Here is a 17,754-nt window from a genome sequence, read left to right on the forward strand (position 1 = left end):
GTCGCCATCTCAGCCGATCCGTCCGGCGCCCGCGCCGCGCGCCACGTCCTGGGCCGCCTTCGCTGCGCCGTCGATCCGGCCGTGCAGGGCGGGGGTCCAGCCCACGTCGGGTTCCAGGTCGCGTTCGCTGCCGGAGTTGTAGGAGTTGTGGATGGCCAGCAGGTCGACGGGGTAGCCGTTGAACTCGGCTCCGCTCTGGTGCAGGGCGCTGCCGTTCCAGCTCTTGACCAGGTCGGCGGCCTCGACGTGGCCGGGGGTGGTGAACGCGTTGTTCTCGGCGTAGATCCGTGACTCGGTGGACACGCCCCACGAGTAGCGGTAGTCGGTGCCCTCGGGGATGTCGTAGGCGTTGTTGTAGAGGTGGACCTGGCCGAAGCGGACCCGCGGGGCGCGCTGGACGACGCCCGTGAAGCTGTTGTGGTGGAGGGTGACCCGCAGTCTGCCGCGGTCTGTGGTGACGTTGTCGCCGTTGCCGATGAGCATGGCCTTGTCGTGGTCGGCGAACCGGCTCCAGGAGACGGTCACCAGGTCCGAGCCGTTCGTGATGTCCAGCAGCCCGTCGTGGCGCAGGTAGTTGCGGCCGAAGTAGGTGGGCTCGGCGGCGTCGGGGTGTCCCTTGTCGCTGATGGTCACGTGGTCGACCCAGACGTGGCTCGCGCCGCGCAGCCAGATGTTGTCGTACGCGGTCTTCCAGTCGCCGAGGCCGCCGGTGTTGGGCTGCCAGACGGGGAAGCAGTCGTGGGCGTCGCGCAGTTCGAGGTTGCGGACGATGACGTTGGAGGCGTCCTTGACCTGGAGGCTCGCGCCCTTCAGGACGGCGTCCCGGCCGGCGCCGACGAGGGTGGTGTTGGAGCCGACGGCCAGTTCGACCCGCTCGGCCTGGCGCGCGGCGGAGGCGGCGCGGGCCTCCTCCTGCGGGCCGGAGGGCTTGTGGCCGCCCCAGGTGCGGGGGTCGTAGGCGGCGAGGTACTTCTTCGTGGTGTAGCCGTCGGTGGCGTAGTCCGCGCAGCTCAGCGGGCGCCCCTGGGCGTCGGTGTTGGCGTCGATGGTTCCCCGGACGTAGATGATCTTCGGTACGGGGCTGCCGCCGTCCAGCGCGGCGGCCAGCTGCGCCCGGGTCCGTACGGTGAACACGTGCGCGTCGTCGGCCGCGGCCCCGCCGGTGGTCCCGGCGCCCTCCGCCGCCCACCCGTCGTCCGCCCCGAGCACCTCGCGCCCGAGGTCGCGGCCGGGATCGCCACCGGGCGAAGGTGCCCCGGCCTGCGCCCCGGCCGGCAGGGCCAGCGCGATCAGCACGGCGGCCGGCGCGACCGCCGCGAGGGCCGTCGTGCCGAGCCGGGTCCACCCCGTGCGCTTCGCGCGCGCTGTCGCTGGAACGCCCCGTCCCTGGGGGTGCGCCATCTTCGGACCTCCTTGTCCGCGAGAGATGTGCTCCGGTCAGCCGCCGCCCGGCCGGGCGGCGGCGTGCCGGCCTAGCCCTTGACCGCCCCCGCGCTGAAGCCGGTGATCAGCCACTTCTGGATGAAGGCGAACACGATGACGACGGGAACGGCGGCGATCACTCCGCCCGCCGCCAGGGCGCCCAGGTCGACGCTGTCCGCCCCGATCAGCGTGTTGAGGCCGACCGGGATGGTCTGTTTGTCCTGGGAGCTGAGGAACATCAGGGCGAACAGGAAGTGGTTCCAGCTGTGCACGAAGGCGAACGAGCCCACCGCGATCAGCCCCGGCCGCAGCAGCGGCAGCACCACCGCGCAGAAGGCGCGGAAGCGTCCGCAGCCGTCCACCCAGGCCTGTTCCTCCAGGGACACCGGCACGTTCTTGATGAAGCCGCTGATCAGGATCATGGACAGCGGCAGCTGGAAGACCGTCTCCGCGATGACCACGCTCCCCAGGGAGTTGATCATCTGCAGGTTCTTGAAGATCTCGAAGAGCGGGACCAGCATCAGCGCGCCGGGGATGAACTGCGAGGCCAGCAGCGCCAGCATGAACCCTTTTTTGATCGTGAAGTCGAAGCGCGCCAGGGCATAGCCGCCGGCCAGGGCGACCGCCGTGGTCATCACCAGCGAGGAGACTCCGACGATCATGCTGTTCTGGAAGAAGACCCCGAAGCTGCGCTCGTTCCAGACCTTGGCGAAGTGCTCGCCGGTCATCGGCCAGGGCACCAGCGAGGTGGAGCCGGCCGGGCGCAGGGCGAACAGCAGCATCCAGTAGAACGGGATCAGGGTGAACAGCAGATAGAGGGCCAGCGGCAGATAGATCTGCCAGCGCGGTACGCCCTGGTCGATCCCGCGCCCGCGCTTCCTGCCGCGATCTGCGTCCGGAAGGGCGGCGGTGGCGGGGGCGAGGCCCTTCTCCGCGAGTGCGGTGGTCACTTGGTGTCGCCTCCGAACTTGCTCAGGCGCAGATAGAGAATCGAGCAGAAGAGAAGGATCACGAAGGCGACGGTGGTCAGCGCGGAGGCGTAGCCGAAGTCGTGTCCGTCGATGCCGGTGTTGGCGACGTACAGCGGGAGGGTGGTGGTCTGCCCGGCCGGGCCGCCGCCGGTGAGGGTGTAGAGCAGGTCGACGTTGTTGAACTCCCACACCCCGCGCAGCAGCGTGGAGAGGATGATCGCGTCCTTCAGGTGCGGCAGGGTGATGTGGAAGAACTGCCGCGCCCGCCCCGCGCCGTCGACCGAGGCCGCCTCGTACAGGTCCTTCGGGATGGACTGCAGATCGGCCAGGATGAGGATGGCGAAGAACGGGACGCCGCGCCACAGTTCGGCCAGCACGGCCGCCCAGAAGACGGTGCCGGTGTCGGAGAGCACCGAGGTTCCGTAGCTGCCGATCCCCGCGTCCGCCAGATAGCGGCTGATGCCGGTGGACGGGTTGTAGAGCAGCATCCAGATGGTGGTGGTCAGCACCCCGGACACCGCCCAGGGCGAGAAGACCAGGGCGCGGGCGATGCCGCGGCCGATGAAGGTCTGGTTGACCAGCAGGGCGAGCGCGAGTCCGAGGACCAGTTGCAGCAGCACCTCGGTGACGACCCATTTGCCGCTGAAGGCGAGGGTGTCCCAGAACTGCGGGTCGTCGGTGAAGATCTTGGTGAAGTTGTCCAGGCCCGCGAAGCCGTTCCGCCAGGGCTTGGTGACGTTGTAGTTCTGCAGGCTGTAGTACAGGACGCTGAGCATCGGATAGGCGATGAAGCCCACCATCAGCAGCCCCGCGGGGGCGATCAGCAGATAGGGGAGGCGACGGGCGGAGCCTTTGGTACGGCGCCGGGTGACCCGGGGTGGTTTCGCCACGGCGTCGGCCATGACTGCTACTCCGTTCTCAGGGTGCGCGGTCGGGCGGGTGAAGCGCTTACCGAATGTCGTTCGATATCCCGTGCAAAAAAGCCGGGGGGAAATGGCTGTTCAGAGGGGTTACTCAGGGGGTTGTTCAGGGGGGTTGTTCAGGGGGGTTGTTCAGGGGGGCGTCAGCCCGCGTACGGCTCGGGGTCCGCGCCGGGGGCGGCGAGGAAGCGGAAGTCGCAGCCGGTGTCGGCCTGGGTCATCTGTTCCTGGTAGAGCGCGCCGTACCCGCGGGCGTAGCGGGGCGGGGGCGGCGTCCATCCCGCCCGGCGCCGCTCCAGCTCGGCGTCGTCGACCTCCAGGCGCAGCGTGCGCGCCTGGACGTCGAGGGTGATCAGATCGCCGGTGTGGACGAGGGCGAGCGGCCCGCCGACGTATGACTCGGGCGCGATGTGCAGCACACAGGCGCCGTAACTGGTCCCGCTCATCCGCGCGTCGGAGATGCGGACCATGTCCCGCACCCCCTTCTTGAGGAGGTGGTCGGGGATCGGCAGCATGCCGTACTCGGGCATGCCGGGGCCGCCGAGCGGGCCGGCGTTGCGCAGCACCAGCACGCTGTCCTCGGTGATGCCGAGGGCCGGGTCGTTGATGGTGGCCTGCATCGTCTTGTAGTCGTCGAAGACGACGGCGGGGCCGGTGTGTTTGAGCAGGCGCTGCTCGCAGGCGATGTGCTTGATGACCGCGCCGTCGGGGCACAGATTGCCGCGCAGCACCGCCACTCCGCCCTCGCTCGCCCGCGGGTTGTCCAGCGGGCGGATGACCTCGGGGTTGTGGACCAGGGTGCCCTCGAGCTGTTCGCGTAAGGTGGCGTGGGCGACGGTGGGGCGGTCCAGGTGCAGGGTGTCCTTCAGCTGAGCCAATCGGACCAGGAAGCCGGGCAGGCCGCCCGCGAAGTGGAAGTCCTCCATCAGATAGCGGCCGCCGGGGCGGAGGTCGGCCAGCACCGGGACGGTGCGGGCGATCCGGTCGAAGTCGTCCAGGGTGAGCCGCACCCCTGACCGCCCGGCCATGGCGATCAGATGGATCACGGCGTTGGTGGAGCCGCCGAGCGCGAGGACGGTGGCGACCGCGTCCTCGTACGCCTCACGGGTGAGGATCTTGGAGAGCTTGAGGTCCTGCCAGACCAGTTCGACGATGCGCAGCCCCGAGGCCGCGGCCATCCGCTCGTGTCCGGAGTCGACGGCCGGGATGGAGGAGGCGCCGGGGACGGTGACGCCCAGCGCCTCGGCGGCGGCCGTCAGCGTCGAGGCGGTGCCCATGGTCATGCAGTGGCCGGGCGAGCGGGCGAGGCCGCTCTCCAGCTCGGACATCTCGCAGTCGCCGATGAGCCCGGCCCGCTTGTCGTCCCAGTACTTCCACATGTCGGTGCCCGAGCCCAGGACCTCGTTGCGCCAGTGGCCCGGCAGCATCGGCCCGGCCGGCACGAAGACGGCCGGCAGATCGGCGGTGGCGGCCCCCATCAGCAGCGCGGGGGTGCTCTTGTCGCAGCCGCCCATGAGGACCGCGCCGTCCACCGGGTAGGAGCGCAGCAGCTCCTCGGTCTCCATGGCGAGCAGATTGCGGTAGAGCATGGGCGTCGGCTTCTGGAAGGTCTCCGAGAGCGTCGACACCGGGAATTCCAGCGGGAATCCGCCCGCCTGCCACACCCCGCGCTTGACCGCCTGGGCGCGGTCCCGCAGATGCACATGGCAGGGGTTGATATCGCTCCAGGTGTTGAGGATCGCGATGACCGGCTTGCCCAGGTGCTCCTCGGGGAGGTAGCCGAGCTGGCGGGTGCGGGCCCGGTGGCTGAAGGAGCGCAGGCCGTCGGTGCCGTACCACTGGTGGCTGCGCAGCTCCTCGGGCGATCTCCGGGGGGTGGCCGCGGGGGGCTGGGGGGCCGCGGGCGTCATATCGCCCACCCCTGGACGAGCGCGGCGACCTCGGCGCGCTGCGGCTCGGCCAGCGCGCTGCTGGGCGGGCGGATGTCGCGGCGGCACAGACCGAGCGCGGCAAGCGCTTCCTTGACGACGCTGACGTTGTTGGCCGACTGGTGGGCGGCGCGCAGGTCCTCGAACGGCCGGATCTGCTCCCACACCTTCATGGCGCCCGCGTAGTCCCCGGCGCGCAGCGCGCCCAGCATGTCGAGCGAGACCTTCGGGGCGACGTTGACCAGTCCGGAGGTGAAACCGGTGGCGCCGACGGCCCAGTACGAGGGCGCGTACAGCTCGGCGAGCCCGGCCACCCACACGAACCGGTCGAGCCCCGCGTCGCGGGCCACCGCGGCGAAGCGGGCGGCGTCCGGGACCGCGTACTTGACGCCGATGACGTTGGGGCAGGCCTCGCCGAGCCGGGCGATGGCGGCCCCCTCGATCAGCGGATTGCGCAGATACGGCACCACCCCGAGCTCGGGGACGGCCTCGGCGATGGCGCGGTGGTAGTCGACCCAGCCGTCCTGGGAGACGTAGGGGTGCACGGGCTGGTGCACCATCACCATCCCGGCGCCCACCTCGTGGGCGTGGCGGGCGGCCTCGACCGCGGTGGCCACATCGTGGCCGACGCCGACGAGGACGGCGGCCCGGTCGCCGGTCTCCGCCACGGTCAGCTCGGTGACCAGCCGACGCTCGGCGAGGGTGAGGGCGTAGAACTCGCCGGTGTTGCCGTTCGGGGTGACGGCCCGCACGCCGCCGTCCAGGAGCCGGCGCAGCAGGGCGCGGTAGGTGTCCTGTTCCACGGCGCCCTCGGCGTCGTACGGAGTCACCGGGATCGCCACGACGTCCGCGAGCGCCGCCCTCAGTGGTGAGTGGTCCATACGGTGCCTGTCCCTTCTGGTCGGGCCGGTACGGCTGGTCGGGCCGTATCGGTTGGGCCTGTTGGGTCTGTTAGGCCGGTTGGGCCTGTGGTGCCGGGGACGGTGGCTGGTGTGGGTGAGGCGCGCGGGCGCGTGCGGGACCGTCCCCTCATCGCACGCGCCCACGCGGTCTAGGGGGCCGCCTCGGAGGCCTCGGGGACTCCCGCGACGTGCGCGACTTCCGGGAAGGCGCGCCGGACGAAGGAGGCGATGTGGTCGTACAGGGCGGCGGCCGCGCCGTCCGCGTCGCCGTCGAGCGCGCGGGCCAGGATCTCGCGGTGTTCGTCCGCCTCCCGCTCCCAGGACGGGACGGCCTGCCAGGCGATCGCGGAGACGAGGGCCGCCTGATCGCGCAGCTCGTCGAGGATTCCGGTCAGCAGCGGGTTGCCGCAGGGCAGGTACAGCGCGCGGTGGAAGTCGCGGTTGGCCAGCGACCGGTCGGCCTGGTCGGCCGCGGCGTCGGAGCGCTCCAGGGCGGCGCTCGCGCCGGCCAGGTCGGCGCGCGTGGTGACGGTGCGGCGCAGCGCCTCGGGCTCCAGCAGCAGGCGTACGTCGTAGACGGCGTGGGCCATGGCGGTGTCGACGGTGCGTACGGTCGCGCCCTTGTACTCGCTCATCACGACGAGCCCGCGGCCGGCGAGGGTCTTGAGGGCTTCGCGCACCGGGGTCTTGGACACGCCGAACTGGGCGGCCAGCTCCGTCTCGACGAGGGGCTGGCCGGGCCGCAGCTGTCCGGTGAGGATCGCGTGCTTGACCGCCTCCAGCACGTACTGCGTACGGGAGGGGATCGGGCTCGGCGCAATGTCCATAGGGCTCTCAGATCTCACATATCGCGTCTCATATATGACGTACGAAGTACGACGCGATGAAATTAGGGCCGCCCCGGGGGTTCGTCAACGGTTCTGACAAAAATCCCGGGGCGGCGCTGGTGAGTTGCTGGAGCGCCAGGGAGGCTCGTGGGAGTTCAGGGGAGCCGTTCGAGGGCGGTGCGTACGGCGGCGAGGTCCGCGTCGGAGGCCAGTCCGGCGTGGTACAGGCGGATTTCGTCCGCGCCGAGGCCGACCGCGTGAGTGGCGTCGGCCTCGAGCGTGGCCGGGCTGCCGCCCATGCCGGTGACGACGGTGAAGTTCGCCGCCAGGGTGGTGCGTTCGGTCGTGTGCGGGGCGAAGGGGGTCAGCACATCGGCCCGCGCCGCGTCGTTCCCGGTGCAGGGCAGCACGACGCCGTCGGCGTGGGCGAGGATGCCCGCGGGGTCCACCCCGACGTTCGCACCGAAGCGGTGGGGCGCCGGGTCGGCGTGCAGCAGCACCTGGAACTCGCCGCTCGCCGCCTCCCTCACGGCGGCGACGGCGTCCCGCTGCAGTTCGGCCGCGACCCGGTCGCGCCAGGTGGCGAAGGTGGCGGCGTGGTCGGCGCCGAGCAGCTTCTCCACCTCGGCCCACTCGGCCGCCCGGTCGCCGCCGCCCTGCGCCGCCTCCCCCGACCAGATGGGCCGCAGGGCGCGCCGCACCGCGTGCCGCAGCTCCTCCGGGTCGGCCCCGAGCGAGGCGTAGCCCGCGTGGCAGCTGTCGCAGAAGCACACCGACATCAGGTACTGGGCCGCGCCGCCGAGCGGCACGCCGCCGATCTTGTCGTGCGCGTGCAGGTGGGTGACCCCGTACCAGCCGCAGGACTCCAGTTCGGTGCCGCGGGTGCCGGGGCGCGCCGCCGCCTCGGCGGCCAGGTCGACCACGTACGCGCGCACCTCGGGGCGGGCGATACAGGGTGCCCAGGGGTAGCGGTCGCCGTAGGCGTTGCGCACGGAGGTGTGCGGAAGCTCGTCGCCCATGCGGGAGTTGTGCGCGAGGACCACCCAGGAGTGCACCTCGAGCCCGGCGTCGGCGAGGGCGTCGGCCGCGGCGCCGTACGGGTCGGCGCCGTCCACCCAGGACTGCTCGTACGGGCGCAGCGGCCGGCCCGCCCAGCGGCCGGGGTCCGGCGGGTAGAGGACGGCGGCGTGCCGGGCGGTGACGATGCGGTGGCGCGGGTGGCGCGGGGTCAGCGCGCGGGTGGAGTGGTAGGCCGAGGCGAGGGTGACCTGCCGCACCCCGAGGTCGGCGATGCGGCGGGCGGCGCCGGGGTCGCCGACGACGTCCCAGGGGTAGACGAAGGCGGAGGCTTTCAACGCGGTTTCCCCCTAGGGGTCGTCAGTCGCTCATCAGGCGCGGTCGTCGGCAACGGTAGCGGCGTCGGCCCCGGGGACCAGGGCCAGGCCGCGCTCGATCAGCTCGGCCAGCTCCTTGACGTGGGCGGGGCTGGGCTCCGACAGCGGCGGGCGCACCTCGCCGACGTCCAGGCCGCGCATCCGCACCCCCGCCTTGACCAGCGAGACGGCGTAGCCGCGCCCCTGGTTGCGCAGCTCGACCAGCGGCCGGTAGAAGCCGTCGAGCAGCGCGTTGACCGTCGCGTCGTCGCCCGTGGTCAGGGCCTTGTGGAAGGCGAGGGCGATCTCGGGCGCGAAGCAGAAGACCGCGGAGGAGTAGAGCAGCACCCCGATGCCGCGGTAGGCGAGCCCGGTCAGCTCGGCGGTGGGCAGCCCGTTGAAGTAGAGGAACTTCCCCTCGGGGTCGTCGGCGCGCACCGCGCTGACGATGCGCTGCAGCAGGTCCAGGTCGCCGAGGCCGTCCTTGAGCCCGATGATGCCGGGGACCTTGGCGAGCTCGACCACGGTCTGCGGGGTGAAGACGACGTTGTCCCGCTGGTAGACGATGACTTCGAGGCCGGTCGCGCCCGCGAGCGCGGTGTAGTGCCGCAGCAGCCCCTCCTGGTCGGCGACGACCAGATACGGCGGCATGGCCAGCAGCCCGTCCGCCCCGGCCTCCTCGGCGAGCTTGGCGTACTGGATGGCGAGGGCGGTGCCGTAGCCCGCCCCGGCGATCACCGGCACCCGCCCGTCGGCCACCTCGACGGCGGCGGCGGCGACGGCGCGGAACTCCTCGGGGGTGAGCGCGTGGAACTCACCGGTGCCACAGCACGCGAAGACGGCGGCCGCCCCCGCCTCGATCCCACCGCGCACATGCGCGCGGTACGCGTCGAGGTCCAGGGCGCCGTCGGGCCCGTAGGCGGTCACGGGGAAGAACAGCAGTCCGTCGAGGCGCTCGGCGAGTGAGGCTGAGGTCACGGGCTCTCCCTGTCCTGTGCGCCGACGTGCCATCACCTCATCGGCGCGTACATGCTTCTGATCGTCATCTACATTCGTGAACAGAGTCACCGTAGGGCAGCCCGCCCGCGCCGGTCAAGGCGGCTGCACGCACGCGGGGCCGCGCGGGACGCACCCCCGTCCCCCTCTCACGGCTCTTGACTCACCCCCGCCGCCATCCCTAGCGTGTCCATGTTCATGAACGGCATCTATGTATGAATTTCCATCCTTAATGGAGGAGATCCCCACATGCCCGCTCCCCGCACCGTTCTCCTCACCGGCGCCGCCGGCGGCATGGGCACCCTGATGCGCGAGCTGCTTCCCGCGACGTACGGATACCGGCTGCGCCTCTTCGACGTCATGCCCATCGAGGGCGAGCCGGACGCCATCACCGCGGACCTCGCCGACAAGGAGGCGCTGCGGGAGGCCGTACAAGGGGTCGACGCGATCATCCACCTCGCGGGCATCTCCCTGGAAGCCCCGTTCGAGAAGATCCTGCGGGCCAACATCGAGGGCACCTACAACCTCTACGAGGCGGCGCGCGAGGCGGGCATCCGCCGCATCGTCTTCGCCTCCAGCAACCACGCCGTCGGCTTCACCCCCCGCCCGGCCACCACCCCCGTGCCCGCCGAATCCCTCATCCCCATCGATACCCCGCGCCGCCCGGACACCTTCTACGGCCTGTCCAAGTCCTTCGGCGAGGACCTGGCGTCCTTCTACTGGGACAAGCACGGCATCGAAACCGTCGCCATCCGCATCGGCTCCTGCTTCCCCGAGCCCACGTCGGTCCGCATGCTGTCGGTCTGGATGAGCCCCGCCGACGGCGCCCGCCTCCTCCACGCCGCCCTCACCGCGGAGGACGTCGGCTACACGGTGGTGTACGGCAGCTCGGCCAACACCCGCCTGTGGTGGGACCTCGCCTCCGCCCGCGCCCTGGGCTACGAGCCGCAGGACGACTCGGAGCCGTACGCCGCGAAGCTCATCGCCGAGCAGGGCGAACTCGACCCGGACAACCCCGACCACGCCTACCTCGGCGGCCACTTCTGCACCAACCCGCCCATCTGGCCGCACTGAGCACGTCGCCTATCCTGCCCGGCATGATCGAAACCGAGTCAACTCCCTTGCTCCGTAGGGACTTCGGCGACGACACAGCCTGGCAGGCCGTCCGCGCGGCCGTGGCCGCCCCGGTGGGTGGCGGTCCGGTGGGTGGCGGTCCGGTGCGGGCCGATACGGAAACCGTGGACGACCGGCGGCCCCCACGGCCTCGATCGCAGGCTCGCCGCCCTGGCCGAGCTGCGCGGAGCCGCCGCTGCCCACCAGGGCACACCGCAGGCAGCCCCTCACGCGGAGATACCCGGCCCGCCGCCGGCCGCGGCGACCCGCGCCATGCCCGCCTCCCCGGCCTCCCGAACGGCGCCGTCCGCACCGGCGCAGCCCTCGTGTCCCCCCACGACCGGCTGAACCGATCCGGGTTCACAGGACACGGGCGCGTGCCGGGCGCGCGCCGGAAATCCATGCGCGCCCGACGGCTCCCGGGCGGTACGGTCGAGGCCCTTCCGGCGGCCGAAAGGAGCGCGCCCGATGCCCGCACCGTCCGGCTTCAGCTACCGACAGCGCGGCGACGGCAGCGTGGTCATCACCCACCACGGCAGGGCGGCCGCCACCCTGCGCGGCTCCCGGGCGGCCCGGTTCCTGGCCGAGGCCGAGGCGGGCGATCCGCAGGAGGTGATGGCGCGCTGGACCGGCAACTACCGCAGGGGCAACGAGCGCACCGCCCGCGACCACCCGCGCAACCGGCGCTGATCAGCGCAATCACCCCTGGCCGACGCTGATCAGTGCAATCACCCCTGGCCGACGCTGATCAGTGCAATCACCCCTGGCCGACGCTGATCAGTGCAATCACCTCAGGCCGGCGCTGATCAGCGCGCCCCGGGCGGCTCAGTCCCACCCCTCCCCGGTGTGAGGTTCGTGAGGTTCGGGCAGCCAGTCCCGCGCCGGGTCGTACTCCAGCCAGCGGTTGCGCCCCGCCTCCGCCGCGAGGGCGTTCAGCAGCGTGGGCAGGTGAGGGGGCCCGCTGCCGCACCACAGCAGCGACCAGGCGTACAGCGGCGTGGGGTCGACCAGCGGAACGGACCGGATTCCCGGAACGCGGGGCAGCGGCACGTCGGCCGGTATCAGCGAGAAGCGGCTCGGGTCCGCGGCCAGGTCGGCGAGGAAACCGTCCAGCCCCAGGTTGGTGCCCTCGGCATGGTCGCGGATGCCGAACCGCTCGGCGAATCGGCGCAGGAAGTCGAGCCGGCCCAGCGTCGCGGGTGTCCACAGCAGGCTGTCCCGCAGTTGCCCGGGACGCAGGGCGCGCTCACCGGCCAGGGGATGGTGCGCGCTGAGAACGGCGTCCACCGGCTCCAGCCGCACCAGACGGTGGGTCAGCCCCGCGGGCAGCGGTGGATGGACGCGGCCGAACGCGGCGTCGATGTCGCCGCGCAGCAGCGCCGCCGCCACCGACGGCAGATCACGCCCGTGTCCGAGCTCCAGCGGTGGTGCGTCGCTTCCCGCCGCCACCTGTGCCAGCGTCCGCATCGGCGCGTAGAGGTGGCCCCACACATCGACCCGCAGTGGCCGGTGTTCGTCCAGGGCCGCGGCCACGGCCCGGTCCGCGGCGGCCAGCGTCTGCCGGGCCGGTTCCAGGAAGCGGTGGCCGGCGCGGGTCAGTTCCGCCCCCTGGCCGGTGCGCCGGAACAGGGCGGTGCCCAGTACGGACTCCAGGCGCGCGATCCGCTTGGACAGCGCCTGTTGTGAGATCGAAAGCGCCGCGGCCGCCCGTCCGAAGTGCGACTCCTCGGCGGCGAGAACGAAGGCGTGTACCTGCGCCAGATCGAGGTCCATGGCTCTCACCCTAAAGGTCGAGACGGAGAGGTATGCCCTCCTCACCATGGGTGACAACCATCGGTTGTCGTCTCGCGCAGCAGGTTGTTGGCCCGTCACTTGCCGCCGCCGGTTACATGATCCGCATGCAGAGACTGATCCCCACGGGAGATCCGGCGCGCCCGGTGGAGTTCACCGAGGACGCCCAGCCCGTCCCCGCGCCGGACGAGGCATTGATCCGTGTCGAGGCGTTCGCGCCGAACCGAGGCGAGACGTTCCTCCTGGAACGGCCGGAGCCGGGCCTGCTGCCCGGCAAGGACATCGCCGGGCTGGTGGTGCAGGCGGCCGCCGACGGCTCCGGCCCGCAGGTCGGCACGCGCGTGGTGGGCCATCCGCCCCGGGGCGGGTGGGCCGAGTACGCGGCCGTGCCCACCCACTCGCTCGCCGAACTGCCCGAATCCATCAGCGCCGTCGACGCCGCGGCCCTGCCGCTGGCCGGCATCACCGCCCTGCGGCTGCTGCGCACCGCCGGCGGCGTGACGGGCAGGCGGATGCTGGTGACCGGCGCCTCGGGCGGCGTCGGCCACTACGTCACCGAGTTGGCCGCCGCCGCGGGCGCGGAGGTCACGGTGGTGACCGCCACCGCGTCGCGCGCCGAGCGGCTGCGCGCTCTGGGCGCCGCGGCGGCCGTGCACGAGGTGGCGGAGGCGCGGGGGCCGTTCGACGTGGTGCTGGAATCCACCGGCGGTGCCGGCCTGCCGGTCGCGCTGTCGAAACTGGTCGCGGGCGGCACGCTGATCTGGTTCGGCCAGGCCAGCCGCACCCCGGCGACGCTGGACTTCTTCGATCTCCTCAACGGCCCGGAAGGCGCCGTCATCCGCCACTTCCACTACGCGGGACCGCCGTACGGCGATGACCTGGCCACCCTGGTGCGCCTGGTGTGTGGCGGGCGGCTGCACCCGGAGATCGGCCGCACCACGGACTGGGCGAAGACCGCCGAGACCCTGGTCGACCTGCGGGAGCGCCGCATCCGCGGCAAGGCGGTCCTCACCACGGGGGTGCTGTCGTGAACGTCGCCGACCTCGCAGCGGAGAATCTGACGCGCGCCACCGGCGCCGGTCTTGACCCGCACGAATACCACCGTGTCACCGCCGAGTTGGCCTCGGTCGACGACTGGGCACAGGCGTTCACGCGGGCCGCTCGTCGCCACCTCGTACGCGCGGAGCAGGCCGCCTCCCCGATCTCGGCGGGCGAGCACTACCAAGTGGCGGCGCGCTGGTTCCACATCGCCACCCTGGGCCCGTACACGGACCGGACCACGGCCGAGTCCGAGGCCGCCGCAGAGGCGGCTGCCGAGGCCGATGCCGCGATGCGCCGTGCGCTGGAGATTCTGGAACCCGGCGCCCGCCGACTCGACGGGCCCGCCTTCGCCGGCTGGCTCCGCGGCCCTGCCGACGCGCCCGCCACCGTCGTCGTCGTGCCCGGCCTGGACTCCGGCAAGGAGGAGTTCCACGCGGTCACCTCGGCGCTGCTGCGCAGAGGCCTGGCCGTGTTCACGATGGACGGCCCCGGGCAGGGCACATTCGCGGCCGCCACCACGATCCGGCCCGACTATCACCAGGTCATCGGCCAGGTCGTGGACGCGCTCGGCGTCGACCGGGTCGGGCTGATCGGCCTCAGCCTGGGCGGTTACTACGTCGCGCGGAGCGCCGCCCACGACCCCCGCGTGGCCGCCGCCGCCACCGTGAGCGGCCCCTTCCGCCTCGACTGGGAAGCCCTGCCGCCCGCGCTCCGGAACATCCTCACCCGGCGCGCCGGAGGAACCCGGGCGGCCCGCGACTTCGTCGACCGGGTCGACCTGTCCGAGCCGGCGCCCCGCATCGCCTGCCCGCTCCTGGTGGTCGACGGCGGCCGGGACGACATCGCGGGAGTGACCTGCGGGGAGCCACTGGCCCGCCTGGCACCGCGCGGCGAGTACCTGCTCGTCCCCCACGGCGACCATCTGCTGGGCAACGCCCGGGCGGACTGGCTGTTCGCGGCTGCCGACTGGATGTCCGGGGTGCTGAATGTGACGATTTCCTGATCGTCGGAGTATTCCCGGGCGTGGCATGGCCTGGCAGAGTCCCGATCATGAAAGACATCCGAAGACAGCAGCTGGGGCTGGTCCCCGGAGTCGCGCTGGCCGCCGCGCTGCCCGGGATAACGCTCGACGAGACCGGCACGTCCCCGCTGTTCGGTTACATCTTCGCGTTCATCCTCTTCGCGGGCATCAGCACCGCGGTCTGGGCCACCCCCAAGGATCCGCACCAAGGGGTCCTGCTGCCCATCCTGGCCGTCGTCGGCCTGACTCAGGACACGCTGGTGTGGTACCTCATCGCCTGGCTGTCCGAGGTCCGGTTGAACAGCGTGTGGTGGGCACTGGCCGGGGCCTTCGTGGTGCGGGGGTGCTGCTGGGCCGCCGTGTGGACGCTGCCGTCCGGGACGCCCGGGACGCCGCCGGACGGCACTTCGGAAACCTAGCGGCCGCCGAGCGTACTCACCCCAGCGCCGCGGCCCACTGGTCGACGGTGCTGATCTCGGCCTGCCACGGGAACACCTTCTCGATCAGCAGCCGGTGGACCTCCGGGTCGCGGTCGCCGCAGCCGTCGGCCAGCACGGTGAGCCGGTAGTCGAGGTCGGCGGCCTGGCGCAGCGTGGACAGGACGACGCCGCTGGTCGCGAGGCCGGTGAGGACGAGACGGGTGATCCCGGCGGACCGCAGGACCAGCTCCAGATCGCTGCCGGTGAAGGCGCTGACCCGCTTCTTGGTGACCACGACCTCCCCGGGCCGGGGCGCGATGTCGGGGTGGATGGCCGCGTGGGGGTCGCCTTCGGCGAAGGCGCCCGGGGGCAGGGCGCTGAACATCCGGTTGCGGTCCGACACCTCGGGGTGGCCGGAGCGGAAGCCGATGACCACGTACACGACCGGGATGCCGGCCCGCCGGGCGGCATCGATGGCGCGGCTCAGCCGGGACAGGTAGTCCGGGTCGTCCTGGACCTGGGCCACGATGCCCTCCTGGACGTCCATCACGAGCAGGGCGGTGTTGTCGTTCACGTGCAGACTCAACCTTTCAATGCTGTTCATCAGGGAAGGCGCTGGGCAGAAGGAGACCGGTCGTCGGCCCCGATCCGGCCCAGCGAGCGGTCCACGGCCGTGACCGCCAGGAACACGGCGGCGACGGCGAGCATGAGCCAGGCCAGACCGTGCAGGCCGCCGGTGTCGGCGCGGGCGCCGTAGAAGGCGCCGTAGGCGCTGGAGGCGACGATCGCGCCGAGGTAGAAGAAGGTGCGCATCAGCCCGGCCGAGGACCCGATCCGCTCCGGGTCGGCCTGGTGGTACACCGCGTTCTGCAGGGCCAGGTTGTTCAGGCCCTGTGGCACGCCGAAGAGCAGCGCGACGGCGATCAGCAGCCACACCGGGCTGTGCGGGCCCAGCAGGAGCATCGTCGCGCACGCGGCGATCTGCCCCACGGCCCCGACGAGGAGCTTGCCGCGCACCTCGGTGCGGCGGCCGGTGACGGTGGAGACGGCGATCCCGACCAGGAACACCGGCAACTGCGCGAGCCCCGCCTGCGACGCGCTCAGCCCACGCCCCTCCTCCAGCCACTGGGGGTAGCCGTACAGAAAGACGTACGACACGACGGAGGCCAGGACGGCACGCCCGTACGTGAGGACCAGCGGCCGATTGCCGCCGAGCACCCGCAGATCGATGAACGGCTGCGCCGTCCGCAGCTCGCGCACCGCGAATCCGGCCGCCGCCACCGCCACGAGCACGGGCAGATACCAGCGGTCGGCCCGCGGCTCCATCAGAAAGACGAGCAACGAGACGAGCATCGCCGCGAACAGCCCCATGCCCGCCAGGTCCAGCCCGACCCGCCCCCCGTCACCGCGCTCCACCGGGGGCGCCTTGGGCAGCCGCCGGGCGCCGAGGACCAGCCCGGCCGCCGCCAGCGGGATGTTGACGGCGAAGGTGGTGCGCCAGCCGCCCACGCCGATCAGCAGCCCGCCCAGGGACGGCCCGATCACGGCGACGGTCTGGTTGGCGACCGCGAGCGCGGTCAGCACCCCGGCGGGGCTCGCCCGCCCCGTCCGCTCGGCCTCGCCCCGGATCAGATACATCGCCGCCGGATAGCCCGCGCAGGTACCGAACCCAAGCACCACCCGCGCGGCGATCAGCACACCCAGATTCGGGGCCAGCACCCCCATCAGCCCCGCGATCCCGCCCAGCGACATCCCGGCGAGGAAGAGCCGGCGCGGCCCGTAGAGGTCGATCAGCCGCCCCACCACGGGCTGGCCTATCGAGGTGGCCAGATAGAGCGCGGAGACCAGCCACGCCGTCTGCGCCGGCGGCGCCCCGAACGCGACGCCGATCGGCACCAACGCCACCGCGACGATGGTGGAGTTGACCGGGTTCAGCACCGAACCCAGGATCATCGGCGCGAGCAGCCTCCGGTCGAAGGCGTCCCGCGTCTCCCTCCCGGCCCTCCGCCGCGCGAGCGACCCGAGCTGCCCGAGCGAAACGAGCGACCTGAGCCGCGCGATCATGTGTGGGCGAGCCGGTCCAGCAGGGCCATGGCCTCGATGATGGTCTGCCGCTCCTCTTCCGTGAAGCCGGATTCGAGCGACTTGGCGAGCCACCCCTCCCCCGCCCGCCGCTTGTCGTCCACGTACGCGGTGCCGCTCTCGCTCAGCGAGATCAGCTGCCGCCGCCCGTCGTCGGGGTCGGGCCGCCGTTGGATCAGCCCGCGCTCGTCGAGCACACCGAGCGTGGCTGCCATCGACTGCGGCCGTACGCGCTCGGCCGCCGCCAGATCGCTGGTCGACGCGGGGCCGTCCTTGCTGAGCCTGCTGAGCACGGACGTCTGCGTGGGGGTGAGCTCTTCGTTGTCGTACGTCTCCTTGAGCCGCCGCCGCAGCCGCCCGGCCACGACACGGATTTCGTACGCGGCGCGCAGGGCGGAGGCGGACATGTCGCCTGGGGTCTCCGTCATGCCCCCACGATAATTTCTTCAGTCCAGGCTGTCCAGCCTAGGCTGATTAGTTTTGGCTGGACAGCCTGGACTGTTCAATTGGGGGCTGTCTCATTCGTGCCGACGACGCCGCGGGTCATCGCGACCGCGCTGCCCAGACAGCGGGCGGGGTCGCACAGCTCGCCGATGCGCTCGGCACCCAGTCGGCGATCAGCTGGCGGCCCTCCTCCACATCCCCGGCGACGGCCTTGGCGTCTTTGGGGCCCAGATACACCCCGCCCAGGAAACAACCTCGTCAGCGTGGCCGGGGCCCCGCCGGACCGAGGTCACCACACCTGCCTTGGACCCTCGGCCAGTCCGGTGACCTCGGTATGCCCGCCGCAACGTCTCCCGCGAGACGCCGTACTCGGCCGCCGACTCGGGCTCGGTCGGCAGCAACTCCCCCACGGGGCACATTCCGGCAGCGAGCACGGCCGACGCGAGCCCCGCCGGTGCGGGTCCGCGTCGTACGGGGTTTCAGCGGTGTGCGGCGAACCCTGTG

General features: G+C 72.0%; 17 protein-coding genes. 5 read left to right on the forward strand and 12 right to left on the reverse strand.

The features are described from left to right. Nucleotides 1–9 precede the first annotated feature (9 nt). The 8 genes from ACFZDL_RS37255 to ACFZDL_RS37290 all read right to left on the reverse strand — a co-directional run bounded on the left by ACFZDL_RS37255 (nucleotide 10) and on the right by ACFZDL_RS37290 (nucleotide 9,321). Nucleotides 10–1,401, reverse strand: a complete 1,392-nt coding sequence (locus ACFZDL_RS37255; RefSeq protein ID WP_353595082.1) for a pectate lyase — start codon at nucleotides 1,399–1,401, stop codon at nucleotides 10–12. 71 nt (nucleotides 1,402–1,472) lie between these two features. After that, nucleotides 1,473–2,372, reverse strand: a complete 900-nt coding sequence (locus ACFZDL_RS37260) for a carbohydrate ABC transporter permease (protein WP_353595081.1) — start codon at nucleotides 2,370–2,372, stop codon at nucleotides 1,473–1,475. Then, on the reverse strand, nucleotides 2,369–3,295 hold the full coding sequence (locus ACFZDL_RS37265) for a sugar ABC transporter permease (protein ID WP_353595080.1): 927 nt from the start codon (nucleotides 3,293–3,295) through the stop codon (nucleotides 2,369–2,371). The genes ACFZDL_RS37260 and ACFZDL_RS37265 overlap by 4 nt, the downstream gene beginning before the upstream one ends. A gap of 161 nt (nucleotides 3,296–3,456) precedes the next feature. Beyond that, nucleotides 3,457–5,223, reverse strand: a complete 1,767-nt coding sequence (araD, locus tag ACFZDL_RS37270; protein ID WP_353595079.1) for an L-arabinonate dehydratase — start codon at nucleotides 5,221–5,223, stop codon at nucleotides 3,457–3,459. Continuing rightward, nucleotides 5,220–6,122, reverse strand: a complete 903-nt coding sequence (locus tag ACFZDL_RS37275) for a dihydrodipicolinate synthase family protein (protein ID WP_353595078.1) — start codon at nucleotides 6,120–6,122, stop codon at nucleotides 5,220–5,222. Before ACFZDL_RS37275 ends, araD begins: the two co-directional genes overlap by 4 nt. Before the next feature lie 170 nt (nucleotides 6,123–6,292). Beyond that, nucleotides 6,293–6,970 carry a GntR family transcriptional regulator gene (locus ACFZDL_RS37280; RefSeq protein WP_353595077.1) on the reverse strand — a complete coding sequence of 226 codons (678 nt, stop codon included), beginning with the start codon at nucleotides 6,968–6,970 and terminating at the stop codon, nucleotides 6,293–6,295. 155 nt (nucleotides 6,971–7,125) lie between these two features. Then, nucleotides 7,126–8,325, reverse strand: coding sequence for a hypothetical protein (locus tag ACFZDL_RS37285; protein WP_353595076.1), 1,200 nt, complete (start codon nucleotides 8,323–8,325; stop codon nucleotides 7,126–7,128). 33 nt (nucleotides 8,326–8,358) lie between these two features. Beyond that, on the reverse strand, nucleotides 8,359–9,321 hold the full coding sequence (locus tag ACFZDL_RS37290) for a 5-dehydro-4-deoxyglucarate dehydratase (RefSeq protein WP_353595075.1): 963 nt from the start codon (nucleotides 9,319–9,321) through the stop codon (nucleotides 8,359–8,361). A gap of 267 nt (nucleotides 9,322–9,588) precedes the next feature. Between ACFZDL_RS37290 and ACFZDL_RS37295 the strand changes: the two genes are divergently transcribed. Both ACFZDL_RS37295 and ACFZDL_RS37300 read left to right on the forward strand, forming a co-directional pair. Continuing rightward, complete coding sequence (locus ACFZDL_RS37295; protein ID WP_353595074.1) at nucleotides 9,589–10,413, forward strand: NAD(P)-dependent oxidoreductase; 825 nt, start codon at nucleotides 9,589–9,591, stop codon at nucleotides 10,411–10,413. Between the two features lie 507 nt (nucleotides 10,414–10,920). Further along, a complete protein-coding gene (locus ACFZDL_RS37300) occupies nucleotides 10,921–11,142 on the forward strand; it encodes a hypothetical protein (RefSeq protein ID WP_353595073.1) in 222 nt (73 codons plus the stop codon). A 135-nt stretch (nucleotides 11,143–11,277) separates the two neighbouring features. Here ACFZDL_RS37300 and ACFZDL_RS37305 read toward each other — a convergent pair whose 3' ends face one another. Beyond that, nucleotides 11,278–12,225 carry a LysR family transcriptional regulator gene (locus ACFZDL_RS37305; RefSeq protein WP_353595072.1) on the reverse strand — a complete coding sequence of 316 codons (948 nt, stop codon included), beginning with the start codon at nucleotides 12,223–12,225 and terminating at the stop codon, nucleotides 11,278–11,280. Between the two features lie 125 nt (nucleotides 12,226–12,350). Between ACFZDL_RS37305 and ACFZDL_RS37310 the strand changes: the two genes are divergently transcribed. The 3 genes from ACFZDL_RS37310 to ACFZDL_RS37320 are packed head-to-tail and all read left to right on the forward strand — an operon-like array spanning nucleotide 12,351 to nucleotide 14,724. Continuing rightward, nucleotides 12,351–13,274, forward strand: a complete 924-nt coding sequence (locus ACFZDL_RS37310; protein WP_353595071.1) for a zinc-binding dehydrogenase — start codon at nucleotides 12,351–12,353, stop codon at nucleotides 13,272–13,274. Then, a complete protein-coding gene (locus ACFZDL_RS37315) occupies nucleotides 13,271–14,287 on the forward strand; it encodes an alpha/beta fold hydrolase (protein WP_353595070.1) in 1,017 nt (338 codons plus the stop codon). The genes ACFZDL_RS37310 and ACFZDL_RS37315 overlap by 4 nt, the downstream gene beginning before the upstream one ends. Before the next feature lie 47 nt (nucleotides 14,288–14,334). After that, nucleotides 14,335–14,724, forward strand: coding sequence for a hypothetical protein (locus tag ACFZDL_RS37320; RefSeq protein ID WP_353595069.1), 390 nt, complete (start codon nucleotides 14,335–14,337; stop codon nucleotides 14,722–14,724). 16 nt (nucleotides 14,725–14,740) lie between these two features. On the opposite strand, the gene ACFZDL_RS37325 is transcribed toward ACFZDL_RS37320, so the two are convergent. The 3 genes from ACFZDL_RS37325 to ACFZDL_RS37335 are packed head-to-tail and all read right to left on the reverse strand — an operon-like array spanning nucleotide 14,741 to nucleotide 17,234. Then, nucleotides 14,741–15,304 carry an isochorismatase family cysteine hydrolase gene (locus ACFZDL_RS37325; protein ID WP_353595169.1) on the reverse strand — a complete coding sequence of 188 codons (564 nt, stop codon included), beginning with the start codon at nucleotides 15,302–15,304 and terminating at the stop codon, nucleotides 14,741–14,743. A 23-nt stretch (nucleotides 15,305–15,327) separates the two neighbouring features. Beyond that, on the reverse strand, nucleotides 15,328–16,788 hold the full coding sequence (locus ACFZDL_RS37330; protein WP_353595068.1) for an MFS transporter: 1,461 nt from the start codon (nucleotides 16,786–16,788) through the stop codon (nucleotides 15,328–15,330). Further along, a complete protein-coding gene (locus ACFZDL_RS37335; protein ID WP_391193468.1) occupies nucleotides 16,785–17,234 on the reverse strand; it encodes a MarR family transcriptional regulator in 450 nt (149 codons plus the stop codon). The genes ACFZDL_RS37330 and ACFZDL_RS37335 overlap by 4 nt, the downstream gene beginning before the upstream one ends. Between the last annotated feature and the right edge of the window lie 520 nt (nucleotides 17,235–17,754).

The organism is Streptomyces sp. NPDC007917 (assembly GCF_042959105.1).
GTDB lineage: Bacteria > Actinomycetota > Actinomycetes > Streptomycetales > Streptomycetaceae > Streptomyces.

Excerpts from the sequence above, each read along its gene's own strand:
- araD (WP_353595079.1), bottom strand. The coding sequence starts at position 5,223 with ATGACGCCCGCGGCCCCCCAGCCCCCCGCGGCCACCCCCCGGAGATCG.
- ACFZDL_RS37335 (WP_391193468.1), bottom strand. The coding sequence starts at position 17,234 with ATGACGGAGACCCCAGGCGACATGTCCGCCTCCGCCCTGCGCGCCGCG.
- ACFZDL_RS37275 (WP_353595078.1), bottom strand. The coding sequence starts at position 6,122 with ATGGACCACTCACCACTGAGGGCGGCGCTCGCGGACGTCGTGGCGATC.
- ACFZDL_RS37280 (WP_353595077.1), bottom strand. The coding sequence starts at position 6,970 with ATGGACATTGCGCCGAGCCCGATCCCCTCCCGTACGCAGTACGTGCTG.
- ACFZDL_RS37300 (WP_353595073.1), top strand. The coding sequence starts at position 10,921 with ATGCCCGCACCGTCCGGCTTCAGCTACCGACAGCGCGGCGACGGCAGC.
- ACFZDL_RS37295 (WP_353595074.1), top strand. The coding sequence starts at position 9,589 with ATGCCCGCTCCCCGCACCGTTCTCCTCACCGGCGCCGCCGGCGGCATG.
- ACFZDL_RS37265 (WP_353595080.1), bottom strand. The coding sequence starts at position 3,295 with ATGGCCGACGCCGTGGCGAAACCACCCCGGGTCACCCGGCGCCGTACC.
- ACFZDL_RS37320 (WP_353595069.1), top strand. The coding sequence starts at position 14,335 with ATGAAAGACATCCGAAGACAGCAGCTGGGGCTGGTCCCCGGAGTCGCG.
- ACFZDL_RS37255 (WP_353595082.1), bottom strand. The coding sequence starts at position 1,401 with ATGGCGCACCCCCAGGGACGGGGCGTTCCAGCGACAGCGCGCGCGAAG.
- ACFZDL_RS37305 (WP_353595072.1), bottom strand. The coding sequence starts at position 12,225 with ATGGACCTCGATCTGGCGCAGGTACACGCCTTCGTTCTCGCCGCCGAG.
- ACFZDL_RS37310 (WP_353595071.1), top strand. The coding sequence starts at position 12,351 with ATGCAGAGACTGATCCCCACGGGAGATCCGGCGCGCCCGGTGGAGTTC.
- ACFZDL_RS37330 (WP_353595068.1), bottom strand. The coding sequence starts at position 16,788 with ATGATCGCGCGGCTCAGGTCGCTCGTTTCGCTCGGGCAGCTCGGGTCG.